This window comes from Arthrobacter sp. FW306-04-A (assembly GCF_044358315.1).
Lineage (GTDB): Bacteria > Actinomycetota > Actinomycetes > Actinomycetales > Micrococcaceae > Arthrobacter.
Map to the genome: position 1 here is coordinate 3,436,686 of NZ_CP084559.1, position 19,398 is coordinate 3,456,083.

General features: G+C 64.6%; 17 protein-coding genes and 1 pseudogene. 5 read left to right on the forward strand and 13 right to left on the reverse strand.

Annotated elements, in window-relative coordinates; all coding sequences use genetic code 11:
• Position 1 precedes the first annotated feature (1 nt).
• From LFT43_RS15990 to LFT43_RS16020, 7 genes are all read right to left on the reverse strand, one after another.
• Positions 2-607, reverse strand: coding sequence for a hypothetical protein (locus LFT43_RS15990; protein WP_395798379.1), 606 nt, complete (start codon positions 605-607; stop codon positions 2-4).
• 83 nt (positions 608-690) lie between these two features.
• Positions 691-2,055 (reverse strand): GAF domain-containing protein, encoded by a 1,365-nt coding sequence (locus LFT43_RS15995; RefSeq protein ID WP_395798381.1) that lies wholly within the window; start codon positions 2,053-2,055, stop codon positions 691-693.
• A 62-nt stretch (positions 2,056-2,117) separates the two neighbouring features.
• The gene (gene eda / locus LFT43_RS16000) at positions 2,118-2,750 is read right to left on the reverse strand and encodes a bifunctional 4-hydroxy-2-oxoglutarate aldolase/2-dehydro-3-deoxy-phosphogluconate aldolase (RefSeq protein WP_395798383.1); all 633 of its coding nucleotides are present in this window, start codon (positions 2,748-2,750) and stop codon (positions 2,118-2,120) included.
• Positions 2,751-2,811: 61 nt separating this feature from the next.
• Complete coding sequence (locus LFT43_RS16005) at positions 2,812-3,789, reverse strand: PfkB family carbohydrate kinase (protein WP_395798385.1); 978 nt, start codon at positions 3,787-3,789, stop codon at positions 2,812-2,814.
• Complete coding sequence (manD, locus tag LFT43_RS16010; RefSeq protein ID WP_395798387.1) at positions 3,786-4,997, reverse strand: D-mannonate dehydratase ManD; 1,212 nt, start codon at positions 4,995-4,997, stop codon at positions 3,786-3,788. Before manD ends, LFT43_RS16005 begins: the two co-directional genes overlap by 4 nt.
• 18 nt (positions 4,998-5,015) lie before the next feature.
• Entirely contained in the window at positions 5,016-6,041 is a 1,026-nt protein-coding gene (locus tag LFT43_RS16015) for an L-idonate 5-dehydrogenase (protein WP_395798389.1), read from the reverse strand.
• Positions 6,038-7,450, reverse strand: a complete 1,413-nt coding sequence (locus LFT43_RS16020) for an MFS transporter (protein WP_395798391.1) — start codon at positions 7,448-7,450, stop codon at positions 6,038-6,040. The genes LFT43_RS16015 and LFT43_RS16020 overlap by 4 nt, the downstream gene beginning before the upstream one ends.
• Before the next feature lie 169 nt (positions 7,451-7,619).
• On the opposite strand from LFT43_RS16020, the gene LFT43_RS16025 reads away from it, so the two are divergent.
• Complete coding sequence (locus LFT43_RS16025; RefSeq protein WP_395798393.1) at positions 7,620-8,345, forward strand: GntR family transcriptional regulator; 726 nt, start codon at positions 7,620-7,622, stop codon at positions 8,343-8,345.
• A 28-nt stretch (positions 8,346-8,373) separates the two neighbouring features.
• Here the strand turns inward: LFT43_RS16025 and LFT43_RS16030 are convergent, their stop codons facing one another.
• The 3 genes and pseudogenes from LFT43_RS16030 to LFT43_RS16040 form a co-directional block, all read right to left on the reverse strand.
• Positions 8,374-8,652 (reverse strand): hypothetical protein, encoded by a 279-nt coding sequence (locus tag LFT43_RS16030; RefSeq protein ID WP_395803215.1) that lies wholly within the window; start codon positions 8,650-8,652, stop codon positions 8,374-8,376.
• Between the two features lie 76 nt (positions 8,653-8,728).
• A pseudogene (locus LFT43_RS16035) lies at positions 8,729-9,052 on the reverse strand (amidase family protein); the annotation flags it as partial.
• A gap of 31 nt (positions 9,053-9,083) precedes the next feature.
• A complete protein-coding gene (locus tag LFT43_RS16040) occupies positions 9,084-10,517 on the reverse strand; it encodes an FAD-dependent oxidoreductase (protein ID WP_395798395.1) in 1,434 nt (477 codons plus the stop codon).
• 215 nt (positions 10,518-10,732) lie between these two features.
• Between LFT43_RS16040 and rarD the strand changes: the two genes are divergently transcribed.
• On the forward strand, positions 10,733-11,713 hold the full coding sequence (gene rarD / locus LFT43_RS16045) for an EamA family transporter RarD (RefSeq protein WP_395803125.1): 981 nt from the start codon (positions 10,733-10,735) through the stop codon (positions 11,711-11,713).
• 37 nt (positions 11,714-11,750) lie between these two features.
• Here rarD and LFT43_RS16050 read toward each other — a convergent pair whose 3' ends face one another.
• The 3 genes from LFT43_RS16050 to LFT43_RS16060 form a co-directional block, all read right to left on the reverse strand.
• On the reverse strand, positions 11,751-12,671 hold the full coding sequence (locus tag LFT43_RS16050) for a universal stress protein (RefSeq protein WP_395798397.1): 921 nt from the start codon (positions 12,669-12,671) through the stop codon (positions 11,751-11,753).
• 155 nt (positions 12,672-12,826) lie between these two features.
• Positions 12,827-14,191, reverse strand: coding sequence for a 4-aminobutyrate--2-oxoglutarate transaminase (gabT, locus tag LFT43_RS16055; protein WP_395798399.1), 1,365 nt, complete (start codon positions 14,189-14,191; stop codon positions 12,827-12,829).
• A 48-nt stretch (positions 14,192-14,239) separates the two neighbouring features.
• Positions 14,240-15,670: a gamma-aminobutyraldehyde dehydrogenase gene (locus LFT43_RS16060; protein WP_395798401.1), complete on the reverse strand. Its 1,431-nt coding sequence runs from the start codon at positions 15,668-15,670 to the stop codon at positions 14,240-14,242.
• A 144-nt stretch (positions 15,671-15,814) separates the two neighbouring features.
• Here LFT43_RS16060 and LFT43_RS16065 point away from each other — a divergent pair, with 144 nt between their 5' ends.
• From LFT43_RS16065 to LFT43_RS16075, 3 genes are all read left to right on the forward strand, one after another.
• A complete protein-coding gene (locus LFT43_RS16065; RefSeq protein ID WP_395798403.1) occupies positions 15,815-17,257 on the forward strand; it encodes a PucR family transcriptional regulator in 1,443 nt (480 codons plus the stop codon).
• A gap of 98 nt (positions 17,258-17,355) precedes the next feature.
• Entirely contained in the window at positions 17,356-18,591 is a 1,236-nt protein-coding gene (locus LFT43_RS16070) for an MFS transporter (RefSeq protein WP_395803127.1), read from the forward strand.
• Positions 18,588-19,268: a FadR/GntR family transcriptional regulator gene (locus tag LFT43_RS16075; RefSeq protein WP_395798405.1), complete on the forward strand. Its 681-nt coding sequence runs from the start codon at positions 18,588-18,590 to the stop codon at positions 19,266-19,268. Before LFT43_RS16070 ends, LFT43_RS16075 begins: the two co-directional genes overlap by 4 nt.
• Positions 19,269-19,398: the final 130 nt, after the last annotated feature.

Below are 19,398 nucleotides of genomic sequence, written 5' to 3' on the forward strand. Positions count from 1 at the left end.
CCTAGAGGCCAGCGGGGAACGTGTAGGAGCTCGGAAGCGGGGAGGGCGCCGTTCCAAACGAGAGCACTACCTCGTCGTGGGCTTTGAGAACCACGTCAGACACTGGCGCACTCTGCTTTGAGCCGTTCACGTAGGCTGTCCAGCCGCCGGTTCCGCCGTGCGGTGCTCCGGTGGCATCCTTGCCGTCCAGGACACCCCATTCAGCGAGGACCTGGCCGAGCGTGTACTTCAGTCCGGCCGTGGGCGCTTCGATGTGGAGGATACCGGATGTGTCGTGGGTGTGCAGGGCCGAGATTCCGTTCGGCCGCCCGTCGGCCCCGAAACTGAAGCCGATTTCAGCCGGGACGGTGACGGGCTTGCCGTCCACCAGCACGTCCAGATGGGCATGGTAATGCTCGGCGGTGCCTTCCGCCGTCAGGATGTCCAGGCCGGCGGCCTTGATCCTTTGCGCGCCCGCGGCGGGATCGAGTTCCCATGCGGGTGCGGCCGTAGCTCCCAAAGCAGGAGCCGTTGACGATGGCGCGTTTTGGGCAGGTGCTCCGCAGGCTGTGACTCCGGCAAGGAGTCCGGACACGGTCAGGGCGACGGCGAGGCGTTTGTTCAACACGGAGGAAGCTTCTTTCGTTTGGCTCGGTTCTACGATACGGGCCGAAACTTCGTATTTGCCGAATGCCACACGGGAGGCCAGCGTCAGGCCGACATCTCCGTTTCCAGGCGTTCGAGCTCCGCGACGACGGCGGCCCGCTTGGGCGAGCGCGGCGGCAGGAGCTTGAGGGCAGCGAGCCGGACATCGACGTCGTTCTTCGCCTCAGGCAACCCGGCATACTTGAGCAGCGCATCGGCACTGCCGTCGTTGAGGACCGCCTCGCGCAAGAGCGCGGAGACCTTCTGGCGGAGCTCCACAATGCCTGGGGCTTCCGAATGCGGCAGGACGGCGCCTTTGTAGATCTCCAGGGCGATGCGGTGGGCACCCCGCTGCAGGCAGGAAAGAACCTGGGCGGCATCCTGGCCGAGGTCGGTCGGGAGCCGGTACGGGCGTGATTCCGGGACCGCCGCGGGATCGAGTTCGTGCAGCACCTTGCGCAGGCGCACCATTTCGGCCCGGAGGGTGACGGTGAAACCATCTCCCGGATACAAAGCCAGGGCCAGTTCTTCGGCGCTGAGACCCTCGGGACGGGTACCCAGCAATGCCAGGATCTCGCTGTGCCTTGCGGAGAGCGGAATGCTGCGCCCTCCTATACTCAACAGCGCCTGGTCCCGGCCCAGCAGCTGGAGGCTGTTCCGGTACAGTCCTGTTCCCGGCCCCGAGCCGACGGCGGAAGGCGAGTTCCGCCGTCGGGCGGGCGAAGAGTGCTTGGCGGCCGCGAGCTGCAGCCTCTCGACGCGCAATTGAGCCTGCGCCGCAGCCACGGTCGCTTCAACGAGGGAAAGCGTGTGGGGTGCGACGGCGGCTTCCGTGCCGGTGATGTCAACGACGCCGAGAAGCGCCCCGGAGTCGGGGTCGTGGAAGGGCACCGCGGTGCAGCTCCACGGATGGACGGAACGTTTGTAGTGCTCGGCGCCGGAAATCTGGATGCCACGGCCCAAGGCGAGCGCTGTGCCGGGCGCGCTCGTGCCCACCGCCGCCTCGGACCAGTCCGCGCCTGCCACGAACATCATGCCTTCCGCACGGCGCCGCATCGCTGGATTTCCGTCCACCCACAGCAGCCGGCCGAGCTCGTCCCCCACGGCGACCAACAGCCCGCTCTCATAGCTGGGCTGGATGAGGAGCTTTTGGATGACGGGCATGATGGTGGCCAGCGGGTGCTGGCGGCGGTATTCCTCGAGCTCGTCGAGGTCCATGACCACGGGAGCCTCGGGCTGGTCCGGGTTCGCCTTAAGCCGCGCGGATCGCTGCCAGGATTCCTTGATCAGGCTTCGCAACCCGGGAAGCTCCGTCGCGTCGGGCGGCCCAAAGCGCCAGGTGTCCAGTTGTTCGTGACCTTCGCGGGCATGCCGCTGCAGCAGCTCGGCGGCGTCGCCAACCAGAGCTGCCGGTTGGATCGGATTCCTCATCGAACTCCCAAAACCGGATGCAGCGCAGTATCCGACAGTCTAGTTGTGCCGCGGGGCTTTGCCTATAGGGATTCGACGAGGGCTGCCGCCTGTTGTGCAAGTTCGGTGATGAGTTGCCAGTTGCCGTTTTCGATGGCATGACCGGGCGTCAGCCAACTGCCTCCGACGCAGGAGACATTTGGCAGCTTCAGGTATTCCGGCGCTGAGGCCAGGCTGATGCCGCCGGTAGGACAGAATTGCACCTGCGGTACGGGAGCTCCGATTGCCGCCACGTAGCCGGGGCCTCCGGCCGGACCCGCCGGGAAGAACTTCATGGCATGAAGTCCCCGCTCCAGCACGGCCATGACCTCGCCGACTGTGGCAACTCCGGGCAACACCGGAACGTCAAGGGTGAGCATGTGCCCCAGGAGCGCAGGCGTGACTCCCGGGCTGACCAGGAACTGTGCGCCGGCAGACACGGCCGCATCGGCCTGGCCTGGTGTCAGGACGGTACCCGCACCGAGGAGGATGTCCGGCACTTCCTCGGCGATGAGTTTGAGCGAGGTGAGGGCGCTCTCGGTGCGGAGCGTCAGTTCGATGATCCGGACCCCGCCGTCGGCCAGGGCGCGGGCCACCGGCACTGCATGGCATGGATCGTCGATGGTGACCACGGGAATGACAGGGGAAACCTTCAGGATATGAGTGGCGTCAGCCATAGTGGATCTCGTTTCTCGAACAACGGTTGGAACTTTTCGCGGGGTGCGAGCGCGTCGTGGCTTAGGGGTGCGATGTCAGCTCCCCTTCGCTGGAAGAGGCCGCATGTGCCTTTGTCTGCCCAAATGTCGGGACGAACCCCGTGCCGCCTTTGCCGCCCACCACAAGGGAGGCGGCCGCGGCACCGTAACGGGCCGCCGTCGTCAGCTCGTCGCCGAGCACCAGGCGGGCGGTCATCGTTCCCACGAAGGCGTCCCCGGCACCGGTCTGGTCGACGACGGCGGGCGCGGGTATTGCGTCAACCCAAAGCGAGTCGGTGTCGCTCCCCAGCTGGATACCGTCAGCGCCGCAGGTCACCGCCACGTTCATGGCACCAAGGCCGCGAAGTTTCTTGGCGGCTTCGTCGGCCGACAAGCATCCGAGGAGTGCCGACGTTTCCCCGGGAAAAGACGGGGTCACCAGGAACGCTTGGGGCGCGAGTTCGGTGAGAACCGCCTTCGCGTCCTCCACGGATGTCAGGCGCGGCCGGTAGTTGGGGTCGAAAACAAAGCGGGGCGAATGACCTGCCGCCTTGAGAACAGCGGCGCGCGATGTGCTGGAAATGGCGCAGGCGATCCCGCCTGCAACAACTGCTCCGGCGGCCGAGAACACTGCGGGATCGACGTCGTCGGGGCAGAGGGTGGAACCGACGCTGCCGCGCCGGGCGTAGGAGAATTCCCGCTGGCCGTCGGGGTCGCAATGCACCAAATACACACCCTGCTGGCCCGGCCTGAACTTCAGCAACTCCGTGGAAATGCCAAGCTCCGCGATCCGGGCGGCAATCGCCTGGCCGAGATCGTCGTCGCTCAGCACGGACAACAACCCCACGCGGGCCCCGGCCGCTGCGGCTGACGCCGCGACGTTCAGGGCGTCTCCGGAGATGCCAAGTTGCGCGGGAACGCCATGGGCGAAGGGGACATCGGTGGCTACCTCGAGCAGGATTTCGCCTATCACGACGACGTCGAACGGCTGCCGCTGGAGAGGTTCAGTCAGGGCATTCACCAGTCGTGCACCGACCCGTCGAGGCGGCGGTTGATAGGCAGATATTTCGGATCGTAAGGGAATGTCAACGCTGCTTCTTCGTCGAATTCCACCCCGAGGCCGGGAGCGTCGCCGGGGTGCATGTAACCCTCCGTGAAGGTGTAGGAGGTCTTGAACACCTCGCCGGCCGGATCCCTGTGGCCCATGTATTCCTGGATGCCGAAGTTGGGGATGCTCATGTCCACATGCAGGGCCGCGGCGAAGGATACCGGGGACAGGTCGCCGGCGCCGTGCGAACCGGAGCGGACGCCGTAGAGGTCGGCGAGGGAGAAGATGCGGCGCAGGTGGGTAATACCGCCAGCGTGCGAAACGGATGTGCGGATGTAGTCGATGAGGCGTTCCGTGATGAGCTGCTGGCAATCCCAGATGGAGTTGAACACTTCCCCGACGGCGATAGGCGTGGTTGTGTGTTGGCGGATCAGCCGGAACGCCGATTGATCCTCAGCCGGCGTCGGATCTTCGATCCAGAACGGCCGGTATTGTTCCAGCGAGGCACCAAGCCGTCCTGCCTCGATGGGCGTGAGCCGGTGGTGGACGTCGTGCAGGACGTGGACGCCGTAGCCGAACTGTTCCCGCACATGGGCCATCATCTTTGGCGCAAAGTCTAAGTAGGCCGTCGTTTCCCAGGTGTCCTCTTGGGGGACGTTACCGCTCGCAGGCTCATACGTCTTGCCGTCCACCGGCGCGATCCCGTACGTCTTCTCCAGACCCGGAACTGCCGCCTGGGCGCGGATGGCCTTGTAGCCAAGGTCCAAATGGTGCTGAAAGTCGGCGCTGAGGTCTTCCAGAGTCGAGCCGCTGGCGTGTCCATAGACCATGACACCTTCACGGGCGGCACCGCCCAGTAATTCGTAGACCGGCATGCCCGCGGCTTTGCCCTTGATGTCCCACAGCGCGACATCGATCGCGGCGATCGCCGTCATCGTCACCGGTCCGCGGCGCCAGTACGCGCCCTTATAGAGATACTGCCAAGTGTCCTCGATGCGGCGCGCGTCGCGGCCGATCAGCAGCGGGCAGAGGTGTTCGGACAGGTAGGACGCCACGGCCAATTCGCGGCCGTTGAGGGTAGCGTCGCCTATGCCGGTGATGCCGTCCTCGGTCTCAATAACGAGCGTGACGTAGTTGCGTCCGGGAGACGAAACTACTACCCGTGCGTCGGTGATCTTCAATGCTTTTGGTCCTTTGGGTTAGCTCAGCCGCAGCATGACTTTGCTGCTGCCGGATGTCGGGTCCGCGGAAACACTCATGGCTTCGGCAGCTTGGTCAATACCGAATTTGTGGGTAATGACGGGTGAAATATCCAGGCCGTTGGCCATGGCCACCAAAGCGTCGCTGATTTCGTCCACGAAGCGGTAGGAACCGATCCACGTGATCTCGCGCGTCACCAGGTCACCAATGGCAGAGGGGCTCGGGGCGCCCGGCAGGTTGCCTACCTGAACCACGGTTCCGCCACGCGCTGTTGCGCGGAGAACTCGGCCCAGCACACCGGGAACGCCAGATGCCTCGAAAACCAGCTCGACGTCGTCGGGCAGCGAACCGCCGCTGGCAACGTTGCTGACCTCGTCGGCTCCCATGGCCTTCGCGATCCGCAGCGAGGCCTCGCTGATGTCCGCTGCCACGACAGTCCTGGCCCCCGCGTACCTGGCGGCGGCAATCACCAGGGATCCGATCGGACCCGCACCGTTCACGAGCACGTCCCGCCCCTTAAGCGAACCTGCCCTACTGACGGCGTGCATGGCGACGGCGAGCGGTTCGGCGAGCGCACCGCGCAAGGTGTCGACGCCGTTGGGCAGGGACCGGAGCTGCGATGCCCTGACGCGCTTCCGTTCGCTGAAGCCACCGTCCGTATGCGGATCAAAGGCGGCCGAGCCGAAGTACCGGACATGTGGGTACAGATTGGTGCGGCCTGCCAGACGCTCAGGCATGATCCCGTCGCCGACGAGTTCCGCCGGGTGCACCGTGACCGGCTGGCCGACGTCGAAACCCTTGACGCCGGCTCCCAGCCGGGCGACTCGGCCAGCCACTTCATGGCCCAAAATGAGCGGCGATTTCAGTGTCGCAGTTCCGGACGCACCATGCTTCCAGTAGGACAGGTCGGAGCCGCAGATCCCGCCCCACTCAACGTCGAGTACCACTTCTCCGGGACCCGCGACTGGCTCCGGCCGCTCGTCGATGCGGAGGTCGTTAGCTGCATGGACCACTACGGCTTTCATACAGCGTCTTCCAGGAGGACCATGTCGCGGCCACGGACTTCCGGTCCTACGGCGGCGGAGACCAGCGTGATCAACGAGTAGCCGATGAGCATCGCGGCCAGCGGCCACCAGTGACCAGTGATGGCCGTGAGGGTAGCTGCCAGCAGCGGGCCGATGGCGGTGGCGAGAATTCCGCCGATTTCCTTGGCCAACGCCAGTTGGGTGAAGCGAGTGCGGGCTCCGAAGAATTCGGCCATGGTCACGCTCTCCATGGCGAAGAGGCTGAGTACGCCGAGGTTCAGTCCGATGACCATGGCTACCGTAATAAGGCCGGTGTTTCCGCTCGTGATCATCAGCATCATGGGAATGGCGAACAATGCGGTCAAGGCGCTCAGGGCCAAGTAAAGGGGTCTGCGTCCGAAGCGGTCGCCTAGGAAACCGATCACCGGAATGGTGACGAAGCCCAGCAGGGAACCGTAAACGATTGCCGTGGTGCCTACGTTCTTGTCGACGAGCAGCACCGTAGCGAGGTAGCCGACCAGGAACGTCTGGACGAGGCCGGAGTTGCCCGCCTGACCGAACCGCAGACCAAGCGCGATGAGGAAGGCCTTGCCTTTGCGCTGGTGGAGCGCGGCTTCGATGGAGCTGGTGACCGGAGTCTTTGCGCCGCCCTTGGCTTCACCGACGGCATCCTTCTTGGACACGATGTCTTGCTTGGACAGGGCCACGCCGTCAACTACGTCTGCACGCTCCTCGAACACCGGGCTTTCCTTGAGGGAACGGCGGACCCACACCGCGAAGATCATCAGCACGAAACTGGCCAGGAACGGGATACGCCAGCCCCAACTGAGCAATTGGTCCTGGGGAAGAGCGGCCACGAGGATCGCCCAAAGTGCGGAAGCGCCGAGGGTTCCGGAGTTGGTTCCGAGGCACACCAGGGAAGAAATCAGGCCGCGACGGCGGGCGGAGGCGTATTCGGTCAGCATGACCGTTGCCCCGGCGATTTCGGCGCCGGCGCCAAAGCCTTGGATAAGGCGTAGCGCGACGAGCAGGATCGGTGCCCAAATACCGATCATCGCGTACGTGGGGAGCACACCGATCAGGGTGGTGGAAGCGCCCATGAGTGCGATGGTGATGAAGAGGACCTTCTTGCGGCCGATCCGGTCGCCCATGCGGCCGAAGTAGACCGCGCCGACGAGGCGGGCAACATATCCGACGCCGTAGGTCGCCATCGCGGCGATCAAGCCGATGACCGGGCTGACGTCCGGGAAGAATATCTTGTTGAAGACGATGGCTGCTGCCAAGGAGTACAGCTGGAAGTCCATGAATTCCATGGCCGTGCCGAGCCATCCGGAAACGGCAACCTTCGCGAGGTCGCGGGTGCTCCTAGTAGTTGGTTTGACGGCGGGTGGGGCAAAGCTCTCGGTCATCAATTGCTCCTTTGCAGGCGATGAAAAGCGAAACGGAGAGTTCTCAGGGATGGATGTCAGCCTTGGTAGCGCCCTCGTAGCGGGGGCCTCGGGAAGATGAATCGGGCTGTTTGTTACTACCATACAAGCACTACCATTCTAGTCTGTCAACGGACACTAGACTGGACATGTGGCTACGAAGAAACCAGCAAGTGAACAGGCGCCCAGGCTTTCCGTGCGTGACCAGACCCTGGACACCCTCCGGCGTCGGATCATTTCCCTCCAACTGCCGCCCGGCGAGCCCCTGTCCGAAAATGAATTGGCCCAAGAGCTAGGGGTCAGCAGGACGCCGGTCAGGGAAAGCTTGATTCTGCTGCGCGAAGAAGGCCTGGTTCAGGTCTTCCCGCAGATCGGTTCGTTCGTCTCGCTGGTGGATCTCGGCAGGGTCGCCGAGGCTCAGTTCGTGCGGGAGGCCATCGAATGCGCTTCCCTCCGGGACGCCGAGGTGGATAGCGACGGAATTGCGGGTCTGCGAGAAATACTCAAGGACCAGTGGGAGGCCGAGGCCGCCGGCGATGTGGACGAGTTCTTCCGTCTGGACGAGGACTTCCACCGCGAACTGCTCCGCCTTGCTGGCCATGAAACAGCTTGGACCGCCGTGAATTCAGCCAAGGCACACTTGGACCGCGCACGGCGATTGAGCCTTATCGACGCCCGGCCGATTTCCACCTTGATTGAGCAGCACACGGCCATCGTGGACGCCCTAGAGGCCAACAACTCCGTTGGAGCAGACGATTCACTGCGCCTCCACCTGCGGGGCGTTTTCGACGACGTCAAGCGCATCCAGGCCGCCACCCCTGAACTGTTCTCCGACGGTACCGCGCCCAGACCGATCCGCCGGAGCATCCTCGGCTGACGTAGTGGCCGCCTTCTGCGGGGCCGGGTTACTCCGGGTGAAATTCGTACGACTCGACTTCGCCCAACGCTTCGATCCGGGGTGCGGGCAGACCGACTTCCGCGACGAGTTCCGCGAAACTATGGCCACGGCTGAAACGATCAAACGTTTCGCGATCCGGGCAGGTGTCATAGACCGATATGCCTGCCTCGGTGGATAGGCAAACATGGACCTTCAATGCGCCGGGTGGCAGGAGGCCCACCATGCGCTTGTGACCTTCCAGCAGTTGAGCGGAATCCCCGTCGAAATAGTAGACGCCCATGAACATTGGTTCTCTCCTGTCTTGCTTCAGCTTCAGAGCGACGCCGACAACGCTTGCGCGTCGGCTTGAACCCGAAAACGCCACACCATCCAGCCGGGTAGCGAAGGGACCCGCCAAGATCGTTCCCGTGCGCCATGGGGACCATGCCGGAGGCGACGGCGGCGGCGGACCCGCCGCTGGAGCCGCTCGTGGAAAGCGCGAGGTTCCAGGGGCTTCGGGTGGCACCATGCAAGGCCGGCTCGCAGTGGGGGCTGAGCCCGAATTCCGGCGTGTTGGTCTTCCCGAGGATGGCAAGTCCGGCTTGGCGGTCGCGGCCGGCGTCGAGCAGTTCCTTCGGCGAAATCGCGCCGCGCCGCACCAGTTCTGCCTGCCCGACGGCGTCCGTCCAGCGGAGCTCCTCGTCCATGGCTCATTTTAGGACCGGGCGTCGCGGGCCGCTAGGCGCGGGAGATTCCGATCATGTCTTCGCGCGGGACCACCTTGATGCGTTCGCGTACGACGCCGGTGCCCGGGTTTTCGGCGGTCCAAGCGGCACCGAGGGCTACTTCGTGTGCGTCGAGCTTGTTCCAGCCTTTCCAGGTGGTGTACTCAACACCCCGCTCTTCCAGAAGGTTGATGATGGCCTGCGGGTCCGGGTTTTCGGCAGGGGGCAGCGTGAGGCGGTCTTCCAACAGGCACCCGATGGTCTCCAGGGCATCGCCCTTCGTGTGCCCGATCAGGCCGACGGGTCCGCGCTTGATCCAGCCCGTCGTGTAGATGCCCGGTACCGGCTTGCCGTCCGCGTCCAGCACCCGTCCGCCGTCATTGGGGACGACGCCGCGGCGGGCGTCGTACTCAAGCTCGTCCAGCGGCGAACCGTGGTAGCCGATTGCGCGGTAAACGGCCTGGACTGGATAGTCCACGAACTCGCCGGTGCCCTTGACATTGCCCGTGCCGTCCAGCTGCATCCGCTCGAACTTGATGCCGGAGACTTTGCCGGAGCCGTCTTCCGACACGATTTCCACCGGGCTGTGCAGGAAATGCAGGTGCAGCCTGCGCGACGAGGGCTGCTCGGCTTCGGCATGTTCCTCAACAAGCCAGTTGGTCAGCGTGTTGACCATGGTCTTGATCTGGTTGCTGCTGCGGATGGCCTCGTCGGAGGCTTCATCAAATTCGAAGTCCTCGGGGTACAGCACGATGTCCACGTCGTTGGAGTGCGAGAGCTCCCGCAGTTCCAGCGGAGTGAACTTGATCTGCGCCGGCCCGCGGCGGCCGAAGATGTGCACGTCCGTCACCGGGGAGGCCTTGAGGCCGGCATAGACGTTGTCCGGGATTTCGGTCACCAAGAGGTCGTCCGCGTGCTTCGAGAGCATGCGGGCCACGTCCAGTGCCACATTGCCGTTGCCGATGACCGCCACTTCCTTGGCGTCCAGCGGCCATTCGCGGGGGACGTCCGGGTGTCCGTCATACCAAGACACGAAGTCGGCTCCACCGAACGATCCTTCGAGTTCCACGCCGGGAATGTTCAGTTCGGCGTCCTTGACTGCTCCCGTGGAGAAGATCACGGCGTCATAGAAGGCCCGGAAGTCATGCAGCGTGAGGTCTCGGCCGTACGTGACATTGCCAAGGAAGCGGATGTCGCCGCGGTCCAGGACCTTGTGAAGCGCATTGACGATGCCCTTGATGCGGGGATGGTCCGGCGCCACTCCGTAGCGGATCAGCCCGTATGGCGCGGGGTATGCCTCGAAAAGGTCGATGCTGACCTCGACGTCGCCATCCTTGACCTCGTTGGATTTGGTCAGGATGTCCGCGGCGTACACGCCGGCCGGTCCTGCGCCGACAATGGCGACGCGCAGTGGACGTTTTGAGGTGGTTTCGGCCGAGTTGGACACCGTGAACCCTTCTGAGACGGGAATCCGCCCCGCGTAGTGGGGCGCGCAGTTTCCAATTCTAGTTCTCAGTTGCCTGTTGAATGTCAGTGGGTGGCAGGAGTGACACGGTGAGGCGAGGAAACTCACACAAACTTTCCGGCCGTACGGTCAGGAATACCTTCGCAACATGTGGTGTTCTTGACATTGTGCCTACGCCCGAGCAAACCGTGCCCGCCCTGTCCACCGCCCCGAACGCCGCAGCTTCTGCATCCGCCGCCGCCGAGGCAAAGAGCGCAAAGAGTGAGACGACGGCGGGTGTCGTGTTCGGCATCGGGGCGTACGGTCTGTGGGGCCTGCTTCCGCTCTACTTCGTGGTGCTGCAACCCGCCGGAGCGGTGGAAATCGTCGCCAACCGAGTGGTGTGGTCGCTCATTTTCTGCGCCCTGCTCATCACCATCACCCGGACATGGCGCCTCCTCGGCAACGCCTTCAGGGACCGGGCCGTCCTGGGACCGCTCGCCATAGCTGCAGGACTGATCGCCATCAACTGGCTGACCTACACCTTCGGCGTCACCACCGGGCACGCGGTCGAAGCCTCCCTCGGCTATTTCATCAACCCGCTCGTGTCGGTTCTCCTTGGCGTGTTCGTCCTGAAGGAAACGCTCCGCCCGCTGCAGTGGGCCGCCGTCGGGATCGGCTTCATCGCCGTCGGCGTCCTGACGGTTTCCTATGGAAAGTTGCCGTGGATCGCTTTGGTCCTGGCGTTCAGCTTTGGACTCTACGGCTTCGTGAAGAAGCGCGTAGGACCGAAGGTCAACGCCATCACGAGCCTCACAGTGGAGACCGTGGTCCTCGCTCCGCTCGCCGGTGCCACTATGATCGTCCTCGGCCTCACCGGAGCCGGGACCTTGGGGAGCAACGGCCCGGGCCACTTCTGGCTGCTGGCAGCTTCGGGCATCATCACCGCCGTGCCGCTCCTTTTCTTCGGTGCGTCTGCACGCCGCCTGCCCATGACGACGATCGGCCTGCTGCAATACTTCGCGCCGATCCTCCAGTTCATCGTGGCCTTGGCCGTCCTCCACGAAACCATGACCCCCGACCGCTGGGTGGGTTTCGGCATCGTGTGGCTGGCCCTGCTGCTCCTGACCGTCGACATGCTCCGCACCGCACGCAAGAATTCGGTCATGAGGAAGAGGGCCCGGGTCAGCGCAGCTTGACCGCTGACCGCGACCCGCGGCGGCTTGAACAGCGCGCCTACGGCATCGAGTCCGCGCGATCGTAATCGCGCGGTACCACCACCATGGGCACCGGCAGCGCCCTGAGGATCTTGTTTGCGGTGCCGCCCATGAACAGTTTGCTTCTTTCCGCCAGGCGCGATGAGCCGATGATGACCACTTCGCCGTCAATCCACTCCAGGCTGTCGATCGCTTCTTCAATGCTACGGCCGTGGGCAACTTCCACGGTCACATTGTGTCCTTGCGGCAAACGGGAGGCAGCGTCGCTGAGGACAGTGTTGGCGTGCCGATGAGCCGCATTGGTAGCCTCGCCTCCGACGTCGGTGCCGGCGTCGAGCGTTACCAGCGACACGAGCCGCAGCGGCACGCCACGGCGGTTGGCCGCTCCGATGGCGGTGGCGATCGCAGCGTCGGCCCCGGAGCGCTGCCCCGTGGCCAACGTGAACCGGGTGACGGGTTCGGTGCGGTTGAAGCCGCGCGGCGCCAAGGCCACGGGAACCGGCGAAGCATGCAGCAGACCGTTGGCCACGCTGCCCACAGTGAACCTCTTGAACAGCCCGTTCCTCGAAGCACCCACCACAATCAGTCCGGCGTCGGTCCCTGCGGCTTGGATCAGCCCCGAAGGGAACGATTCAGCAGGCAGCGCACGGAAGGTGGCCTCGACGTCGTCGGGCACTAACGCGAGGCTCTGGGCTTGCGCGGTCAGGACGGACTGTTCAGCGGGAGTTGCGCCAGTGCTTTCGGGGTACAGCCCCGAGTAGGGAGTATGCGCGTCCACGACGTACACAAGGTCCAGCACTGCGTCCTGCGCGCGGGCCAGGGATGAGGCCAGGGCAACGGCGTCCGCGCCACGTTCGTTCGGCGTGTAGCCAACCACATATCGCATGAAGACCCCTTTGTCGACGGCGAATTCCAGGGCCCGTCCGGGGAATCCGGGCAACGTTGGCCGGTCTGGATTCGCTAGCTAGGCATGACTCTACCTGCGGAACTGCTTCCCACACCCGGACATGCCCGTTCTTGAATGCCAAGGATGGACATAGTCGCACTATGTCCATCCTTGGCGCGTAGGGGTGGGCATGTCCACCTGGGTTGTGGCTAGGCGTTGGCCTTGATGGCCGCCGCCAGGACCTCGAGTCCGTCGAGGAGCAGCTCGTCGCTAATGACCAGCGGCGGCAGCAGACGGATGACGTTGCCGTAGGTGCCGCAGGTCAGGATGATCACGCCTTCCTGGAGGCACGCGGCGGCCACGGCCTTGGTCAGTTCGGCGTTCGGTTCCTTGGAGCCGGCCTGGACCAGTTCGATTGCCAGCATGGCACCGCGGCCGCGGACGTCGCCGATAACTCCACCTGCAGAAGGATCGGCCGCGAGCTCGCGCAAGCGGCCGAGGGCGATTTCCTCGATGTGGCGGGCACGGGCGTTGAGGTGGTGCTGCTCCATGGTGCCGATGGCAGCAAGAGCTGCGGCACAAGCAACCGGGTTGCCGCCGTAGGTGCCGCCGAGGCCGCCCGGGTGGACGGCGTCGAGCAGGTCTGCACGGCCCGTGATGGCGGACAGCGGGAGGCCGCCGGCAATGCCCTTGGCCATGGTGATGATGTCCGGGACAACGCCTTCGTGGTTGACGGCGAACCATTCACCCGTGCGGCAGAAACCGGACTGGACCTCGTCGGCAATGAAGACGATGCCCTTTTCCTTGGCCCATGCGGACAGCGCCGGCAGGAAGCCTTCGGCCGGGACGATGAAACCGCCCTCACCCTGGATCGGTTCGATGATGATCGCGGCAACCTGGTCGCCACCGATCTGCTTCTCGATCATGGTGATGGCGCGCTTGGCGGCCTCGGCACCGGTGATCTCCGGGTTTTCCTCACGGAACGGGTAGCTCATCGGCATGCGGTAGACCTCGGGCGCGAACGGGCCGAAGTTGGTCTTGTACGGCATGGCCTTGGCGGTGAGCGCCATGGTCAGGTTGGTACGGCCGTGGTAGGCGTGGTCGAAAGCGACCACAGCGTCACGGCCGGTTGCCAGGCGTGCCACCTTGACGGCGTTCTCCACCGCTTCGGCGCCGGAGTTGAAAAGCACGGTGCGCTTCTCGTGGTCGCCCGGGGTGAGGCGGTTCAGCTGCTCGGCGACGGCGACGTAGCCCTCGTACGGGGTGACCATGAAGCAGGTGTGGGTGAAGTGGGCTACAGCGTCCTGGACGGCCGCGACGACGGCGGGATCCGAGGCGCCCACGCTGGTCACGGCAATGCCGGAGCCGAGGTCGATGAAGGAGTTGCCGTCGACGTCGCGGATGATGCCGCCGTCGGCGTCCTCAACGTAGACCGGCACGCCCGAAGAGACACCGGCAGCGACGACGGCCGCGCGGCGCTCGTTCAGGGCCTGGGACTTGGGGCCGGGGAAGGCGCCGTTGATGCTGCGCTTCTGGTCCAGGCGGTAGGTGATTTCATGTGCTGTTGCGGTCATGATGGTTCTTTCTTTCTTACTTATGCGTGCCGTGTTGGGGTCCAGGACTCAGGCATCAAGTGCAGACATCACGTGCTTGATGCGCGTGTAGTCCTCGACGCCGTACATGGACAGGTCCTTGCCGTAACCGGACTGCTTGAAGCCGCCGTGCGGCATCTCCGCGGTCAGCAGGATGTGGGTGTTGATCCAGACCGCGCCGAAGTCCAGGTCGCGGCTCATCCGCATGGCGGTGCCGTGGTCCGTGGTCCAGACGCTGGACGCCAAGGCGTATTCGACGTCGTTGGCCAGCTCGAGTGCCTCGGCCTCGGTGGTGAACTTCTGCACGGTGATGACCGGGCCGAAGGTTTCCTTCTGGACGACGTCGTCAGTCTGCTTGGCGCCCGTGATGATGGTGGGCTCGAAGAAGAAGCCCTTGTCACCCGCACGGTGGCCGCCGGTTTCGATCTTGCAGTTGGCTGGGAGGTGCTCCACTACCGAGTTCACGGCATTGAAGTGGTTCACGTTGTTGAGCGGGCCGAAGTAGTTTTCGTCGTCGTTCTGCGAACCGGTGTGCAGCGTCTTGGTGTGCTCCACCATGGCGGCGACCATGTCGTCATGGATGGAATCCTCGATCAGCACGCGGGTGATGGCCGTGCAGTCCTGGCCGGCGTTGAAGAAGGCGAACTCGGCGATGGCCGCTGCGCTCTTCTTGATGTCGGCGTCCTTGAAGACGATGGCCGGGGCCTTGCCGCCGAGCTCCAGGTGGGCACGCTTGAGGCCCTTTGCCGCCCCGCTGGCCACGGCAATACCAGCACGGACGGAACCGGTGATCGACACCAAGCCTGGCACCTTGTGCTCGACCATCATGGAGCCGGTGGCCGCGTTGCCGAGGACCACGTTGAGAACGCCGGCCGGGAAGATCTCGCCCGCCAGCCGCGCCAGGACCAAGGTGGATTCCGGAGTGGTATCGGAGGGCTTGAGAACCACAGTGTTGCCCGCGGCGAGGGCGGGGCCGATCTTCCAGATGCCCATGAGGAACGGGTAGTTCCACGGCGCAACCTGCGCCACGACGCCGATCGGTTCGCGGCGGACGTACGAGGTATGGCCCTCGAAGTACTCCCCTGCGGACTTGCCTTCCATGATGCGCGCGGCGCCGGCGAAGAAACGGAGCTGGTCTGCACCGGCGGCAACTTCCTCGGACGCGATGAGGGCACGGACCTGGCCGGTGTTTCGGTGCTGCGCCTCAACGAGCTCGTCGCTGTTGGCCTCGATGGCGTCTGCGAGCTTGAGCAGCATGAGCTGGCGCTGGCCCGGCGTGACATGCTTCCAAGACTTGAAGGCTTCCTTCGCCGCATTCATGGCAGCATCGACGTCGGCCTCCGTAGAGATAGGCGCATGAGCGACAATCTCCCCGTTGGTGGGGTTCACGATGTCGAGCAGTTCGGTGCCTGCCGGCGTGACGAACTCGCCGTTGATGAAGTTCTGCAAGGTTTGGACCACGGTGTACAACCTCTTTCGGTGTCTAGGCATTGGTTGCAGCTGCTCCGAGCCTATGCCAGCACCCCGTGGCGCGGAATAGTCAGATGCACACCCTGACTACTCCGACTTAGTGCGAATGACCAGTGCCGGGATATCCTTTTTGGCATGGCAATGTCACTCGCCGCTCTCGTCGCCGTCCCCTCCCTCCGGCTCCGCAAAGCCGGCCTCGCGGAAACCACCTGGAACGAAGATATCCGCTGGGTGGCCGTGACCGAGCAAGAGGATCCCCAGCGCTTCCTCAATGGCGGCGAGCTGATCCTCACCACCGGGCTCAGGCTCAATGGTGCCGCGGAACAGCGCCGCTTTGTGCGCCAGGTCCAGCGTGCAGGAGCCGTCGGCATCGGCTTCGGCACCGGGCTGACCCACGAGGCCGTGCCTCCTGCCCTCATTGCGGAGGCGAACCGCTGGGGACTGCCCCTCGTAGAAGTCCCGTACGAGACCCCCTTCATCGCCATCGGCAAGCTCGTGGCCGATTCCCAATCCGCTGACCACTACTCCAAGCTGGAGCGCCTCATCGCCGGGCACCAGATCCTGGCCCGGGCCCTGCTAACCGGTGGCGGCCTCGGCGAACTGCTCAAGCAATTGGGCAGCATGCTCCGGACCGACATCGCACTCACACAGTTCAGCGCCCAGCTTTACAACAGCGTGGCTGGCAACCCGGCACCAACGGCTGACGACTGGGCGTCCTTCCCCATCCCGACTGGCCGCCGAGACGCCTGCACCTTGTGGATCAAGCAGCCTTTCGGCGACACCGGAATTGTCGGTTATGCCCAGAACCTGATCAGCGTGGAACTCAACAACATGGTCAAGCAGCGCCAAAGCCAGCGGGCTTTGGCCGGCCAAGTGCTGGACGACGTCATCCACGGAACACTCGACACGGTCGAAGCCGCCCGCCGCCTGGCCGGCGTCGGAATCAACACCACCCGCAAGAATGTGGTGCTGCTGGTGGTCTCCGCCGCCCACCACAAACAACTCGGCACTACATCACTGCCGCAGTCGCTCGACGGCGGGGTGACCGCCGTCGTCGGGAAGGATCTGGTGACGGTGGTGCCCGACGACGGCAGTTCAGCGAGCGTGCTGGCCAAGGATCTCAGCGACCACCTTTTGGAGGCGGGGATCCACGCGGTGATCGGAATCGGTGGCGCCTACACCAAGCCGAACGGCGTGCGATGGAGCTACTTTGAAGCGCGCGACGCCGTCGCGCACGGGCTGCCGGTCAACGAACCTGAGCGGCTCAGCCTGACGTCGCTCCTGCTCGCGAGCGAGGACGTGCCACTGGCGGACATGGCCAGTGAAGCCCTCACTCCCCTGCGCAAATTCGACGCCACCCATGGTTCAGAGCTCGTTTCGACCCTGGAAAGCTACCTCAACCACAACGGTTCGGTCGCGGCCGTCGCCGAAGCCCTGACCCTGCACCGCAATACGGTGCGGTACCGGCTGGCGCAAATCACGGACCTCACCGGCTACGACCCCGCCCAGACGCCGGACCGGGTGCAGCTGTGGCTTGCCTTGGCGGTGCAACGGCTGGGATCGCGCAACCCGCGTTAGGCCCGGCTTCACGGAGATTTCCACCACAAAACTTCCCAACGCAAACGTCAAACGTCTAACCTTTAGATATGGCCTCAACTCACCCGACACCGCGCGCAATGGAAGCAACGACCGTGCCGGGCACCGGCGGAACCGCGGCGCCGAAATCCCGTGTGTTCGCCGTCGTCGGGATCGTCGCTGTCGTCCTCATCGGGCTGAACTTGCGCGCCGGCATCACCAGTGCGGCGGCGCTGTTCCACGAGTTGCAGGCCTTCCTCGGCTACGGGGCGCTCGTGGCGTCAATCCTTCCGTCCATCCCCTTGCTGTGCTTCGCCGTCGCAGGGCTGGGCACCTCGTGGCTCTCGCGCCGGATCGGCGTCGAAAAGTCGATCTTCGTGGCGCTGGCGATGCTGGCCGCGGGCCTCCTGGTCCGTAGTATCCCCGCAACCGGCGCCCTCCTTGCCGGAACGGTGCTGGCGATGTCCGGCCTGGCGGTATGCAACGTGGCCATGCCGTCGTACATCCGTGAGCACTACGCGACGAAGACGTCCATGATGACCGGCCTCTACACCTTCACCATGTCCGGCGGCGCGACCTTCGCCGCAGCGGTCAGCGTACCCTTGGCGCAACAACTCGGCTCGCCGTCGATGGGTCTGGCCGCATGGGGGATCCTTGGCGTAGCTGCACTGCTTGGCTTCCTGCCGATGGTCCTCCACGCCCATCGCTCGGCACGCAAGGCCAGCCAGGAACACGTTTCAATGTGGCCTCTCCTGCGCACACGGCTGGGATTCCTGATCACCTCCATCTTCACGCTGCAGGCCTTCCTTGCTTATGCGGTGATGAGCTGGTTTGCCTACATTTTGACCAGCCAAGGACTCAGCGCTTCCGAGAGCGGCCTGCAGTTCGGGCTCATGCAGTTGGTTTCCGTGGCCGCGGGCATGATTCTCCTGGCCATCGGCTCCCGGCCAGGCATGATGCGGCCCGCCCTGTATTTGGGTAGCGGGACAACGCTGGTGGCAATCCCCGCCATGCTATTGCTGCCGACGTCGCTCGCCGCCGTTCCCGCGGTGATGTTCGGTTTCGGCCTGGGCATCTTCCCGCTGGTCCTAGTGATCATCAGCCGCAGCGGGCGTACGACGGCGGAAACCACGGCCATGTCCACCGTCGCCCAGTCGGTGGGCTACTTGATCGCGGCCTTGGGACCGTTCGGCATGGGGGTGCTCCACAGTGCTACTGGCGCCTGGACGCTCCCCCTTGCGCTCCTGGCCGCGGTAGCCCTTGCCCTCATGGTCACCTGCCACTTACTGACCAGCAAGCGCACCCCGATCAAGGCCGGACCGAGGCCGGTCGTATGAGCCTGGTTCCTTCGCACCGTCCCGCCCTGGCCGATGAGGTCACCAGCCAACTGCGCAGCATGATCCAGTCCGGAGGGTGGCCCCTGCAGGAGAAAATTCCGGCTGAACCGGAGCTCATGGCCTCGCTCGGAGTCTCCCGCGGCACGCTCCGCGAGGCCATCAAAGCCTTGGCACACAGCGGCATGCTCGAAGTCCGCCGCGGCGACGGCACGTATGTCCGGGCCACCAGCGAGATCTCCGGCGCGGCCCAGCGGATGTACAAGGAACACACACAGGAGCACGTGGTCGAGGTCAGGGTGGGGCTAGACACCCAGGCCGCCCGACTGGCCACGAAACACGCCACGGCCGAGGATATCGCCGCCATGCGGGCCCTCCTCCAGATCCGCCACGACGCCTGGCTAGCGGCCGACTACCCCGCTTGGGCCCGCGCGGATTGGGAATTCCACGAACGGGTGGCGCTGGCTTCGGGCAATCCGTTGCTCCACCAACTGTATGTGTCCTTCGGCGGGGTCTTCCACGACGATCTCCTGCGCCAGCAGCGCAAGGCTGGCTTCAACGGCATTCCTCACGAAGGCCACGACGAGCTCGCCGACGCCATCGAGGCGCGCGACGAGGCTGCCGCCGTCGCGAGCGTGTACCGCAACCTGGACTTCGCCGCGGAGTGGCTCAACAGCTGACGCCCGCTCACATCTGGCGGCCTTTTTCCCAACGCCCGCTCACATCTACCCGTGTTCTTCCCAACGCCCGCTCACTTCAGGTGAGCGAGGATCCGCAGGAAACACCCCAAAGGTGAGCAAGCGTCTCTCG

Excerpts from the sequence above, each read along its gene's own strand:
- LFT43_RS15995 (WP_395798381.1), bottom strand. The coding sequence starts at position 2,055 with ATGAGGAATCCGATCCAACCGGCAGCTCTGGTTGGCGACGCCGCCGAG.
- eda (WP_395798383.1), bottom strand. The coding sequence starts at position 2,750 with ATGGCTGACGCCACTCATATCCTGAAGGTTTCCCCTGTCATTCCCGTG.
- LFT43_RS16015 (WP_395798389.1), bottom strand. The coding sequence starts at position 6,041 with ATGAAAGCCGTAGTGGTCCATGCAGCTAACGACCTCCGCATCGACGAG.
- LFT43_RS16020 (WP_395798391.1), bottom strand. The coding sequence starts at position 7,450 with ATGACCGAGAGCTTTGCCCCACCCGCCGTCAAACCAACTACTAGGAGC.
- LFT43_RS16030 (WP_395803215.1), bottom strand. The coding sequence starts at position 8,652 with ATGTTCATGGGCGTCTACTATTTCGACGGGGATTCCGCTCAACTGCTG.
- gabT (WP_395798399.1), bottom strand. The coding sequence starts at position 14,191 with ATGACCGCAACAGCACATGAAATCACCTACCGCCTGGACCAGAAGCGC.
- LFT43_RS16065 (WP_395798403.1), top strand. The coding sequence starts at position 15,815 with ATGGCAATGTCACTCGCCGCTCTCGTCGCCGTCCCCTCCCTCCGGCTC.
- LFT43_RS16070 (WP_395803127.1), top strand. The coding sequence starts at position 17,356 with ATGGAAGCAACGACCGTGCCGGGCACCGGCGGAACCGCGGCGCCGAAA.
- LFT43_RS16075 (WP_395798405.1), top strand. The coding sequence starts at position 18,588 with ATGAGCCTGGTTCCTTCGCACCGTCCCGCCCTGGCCGATGAGGTCACC.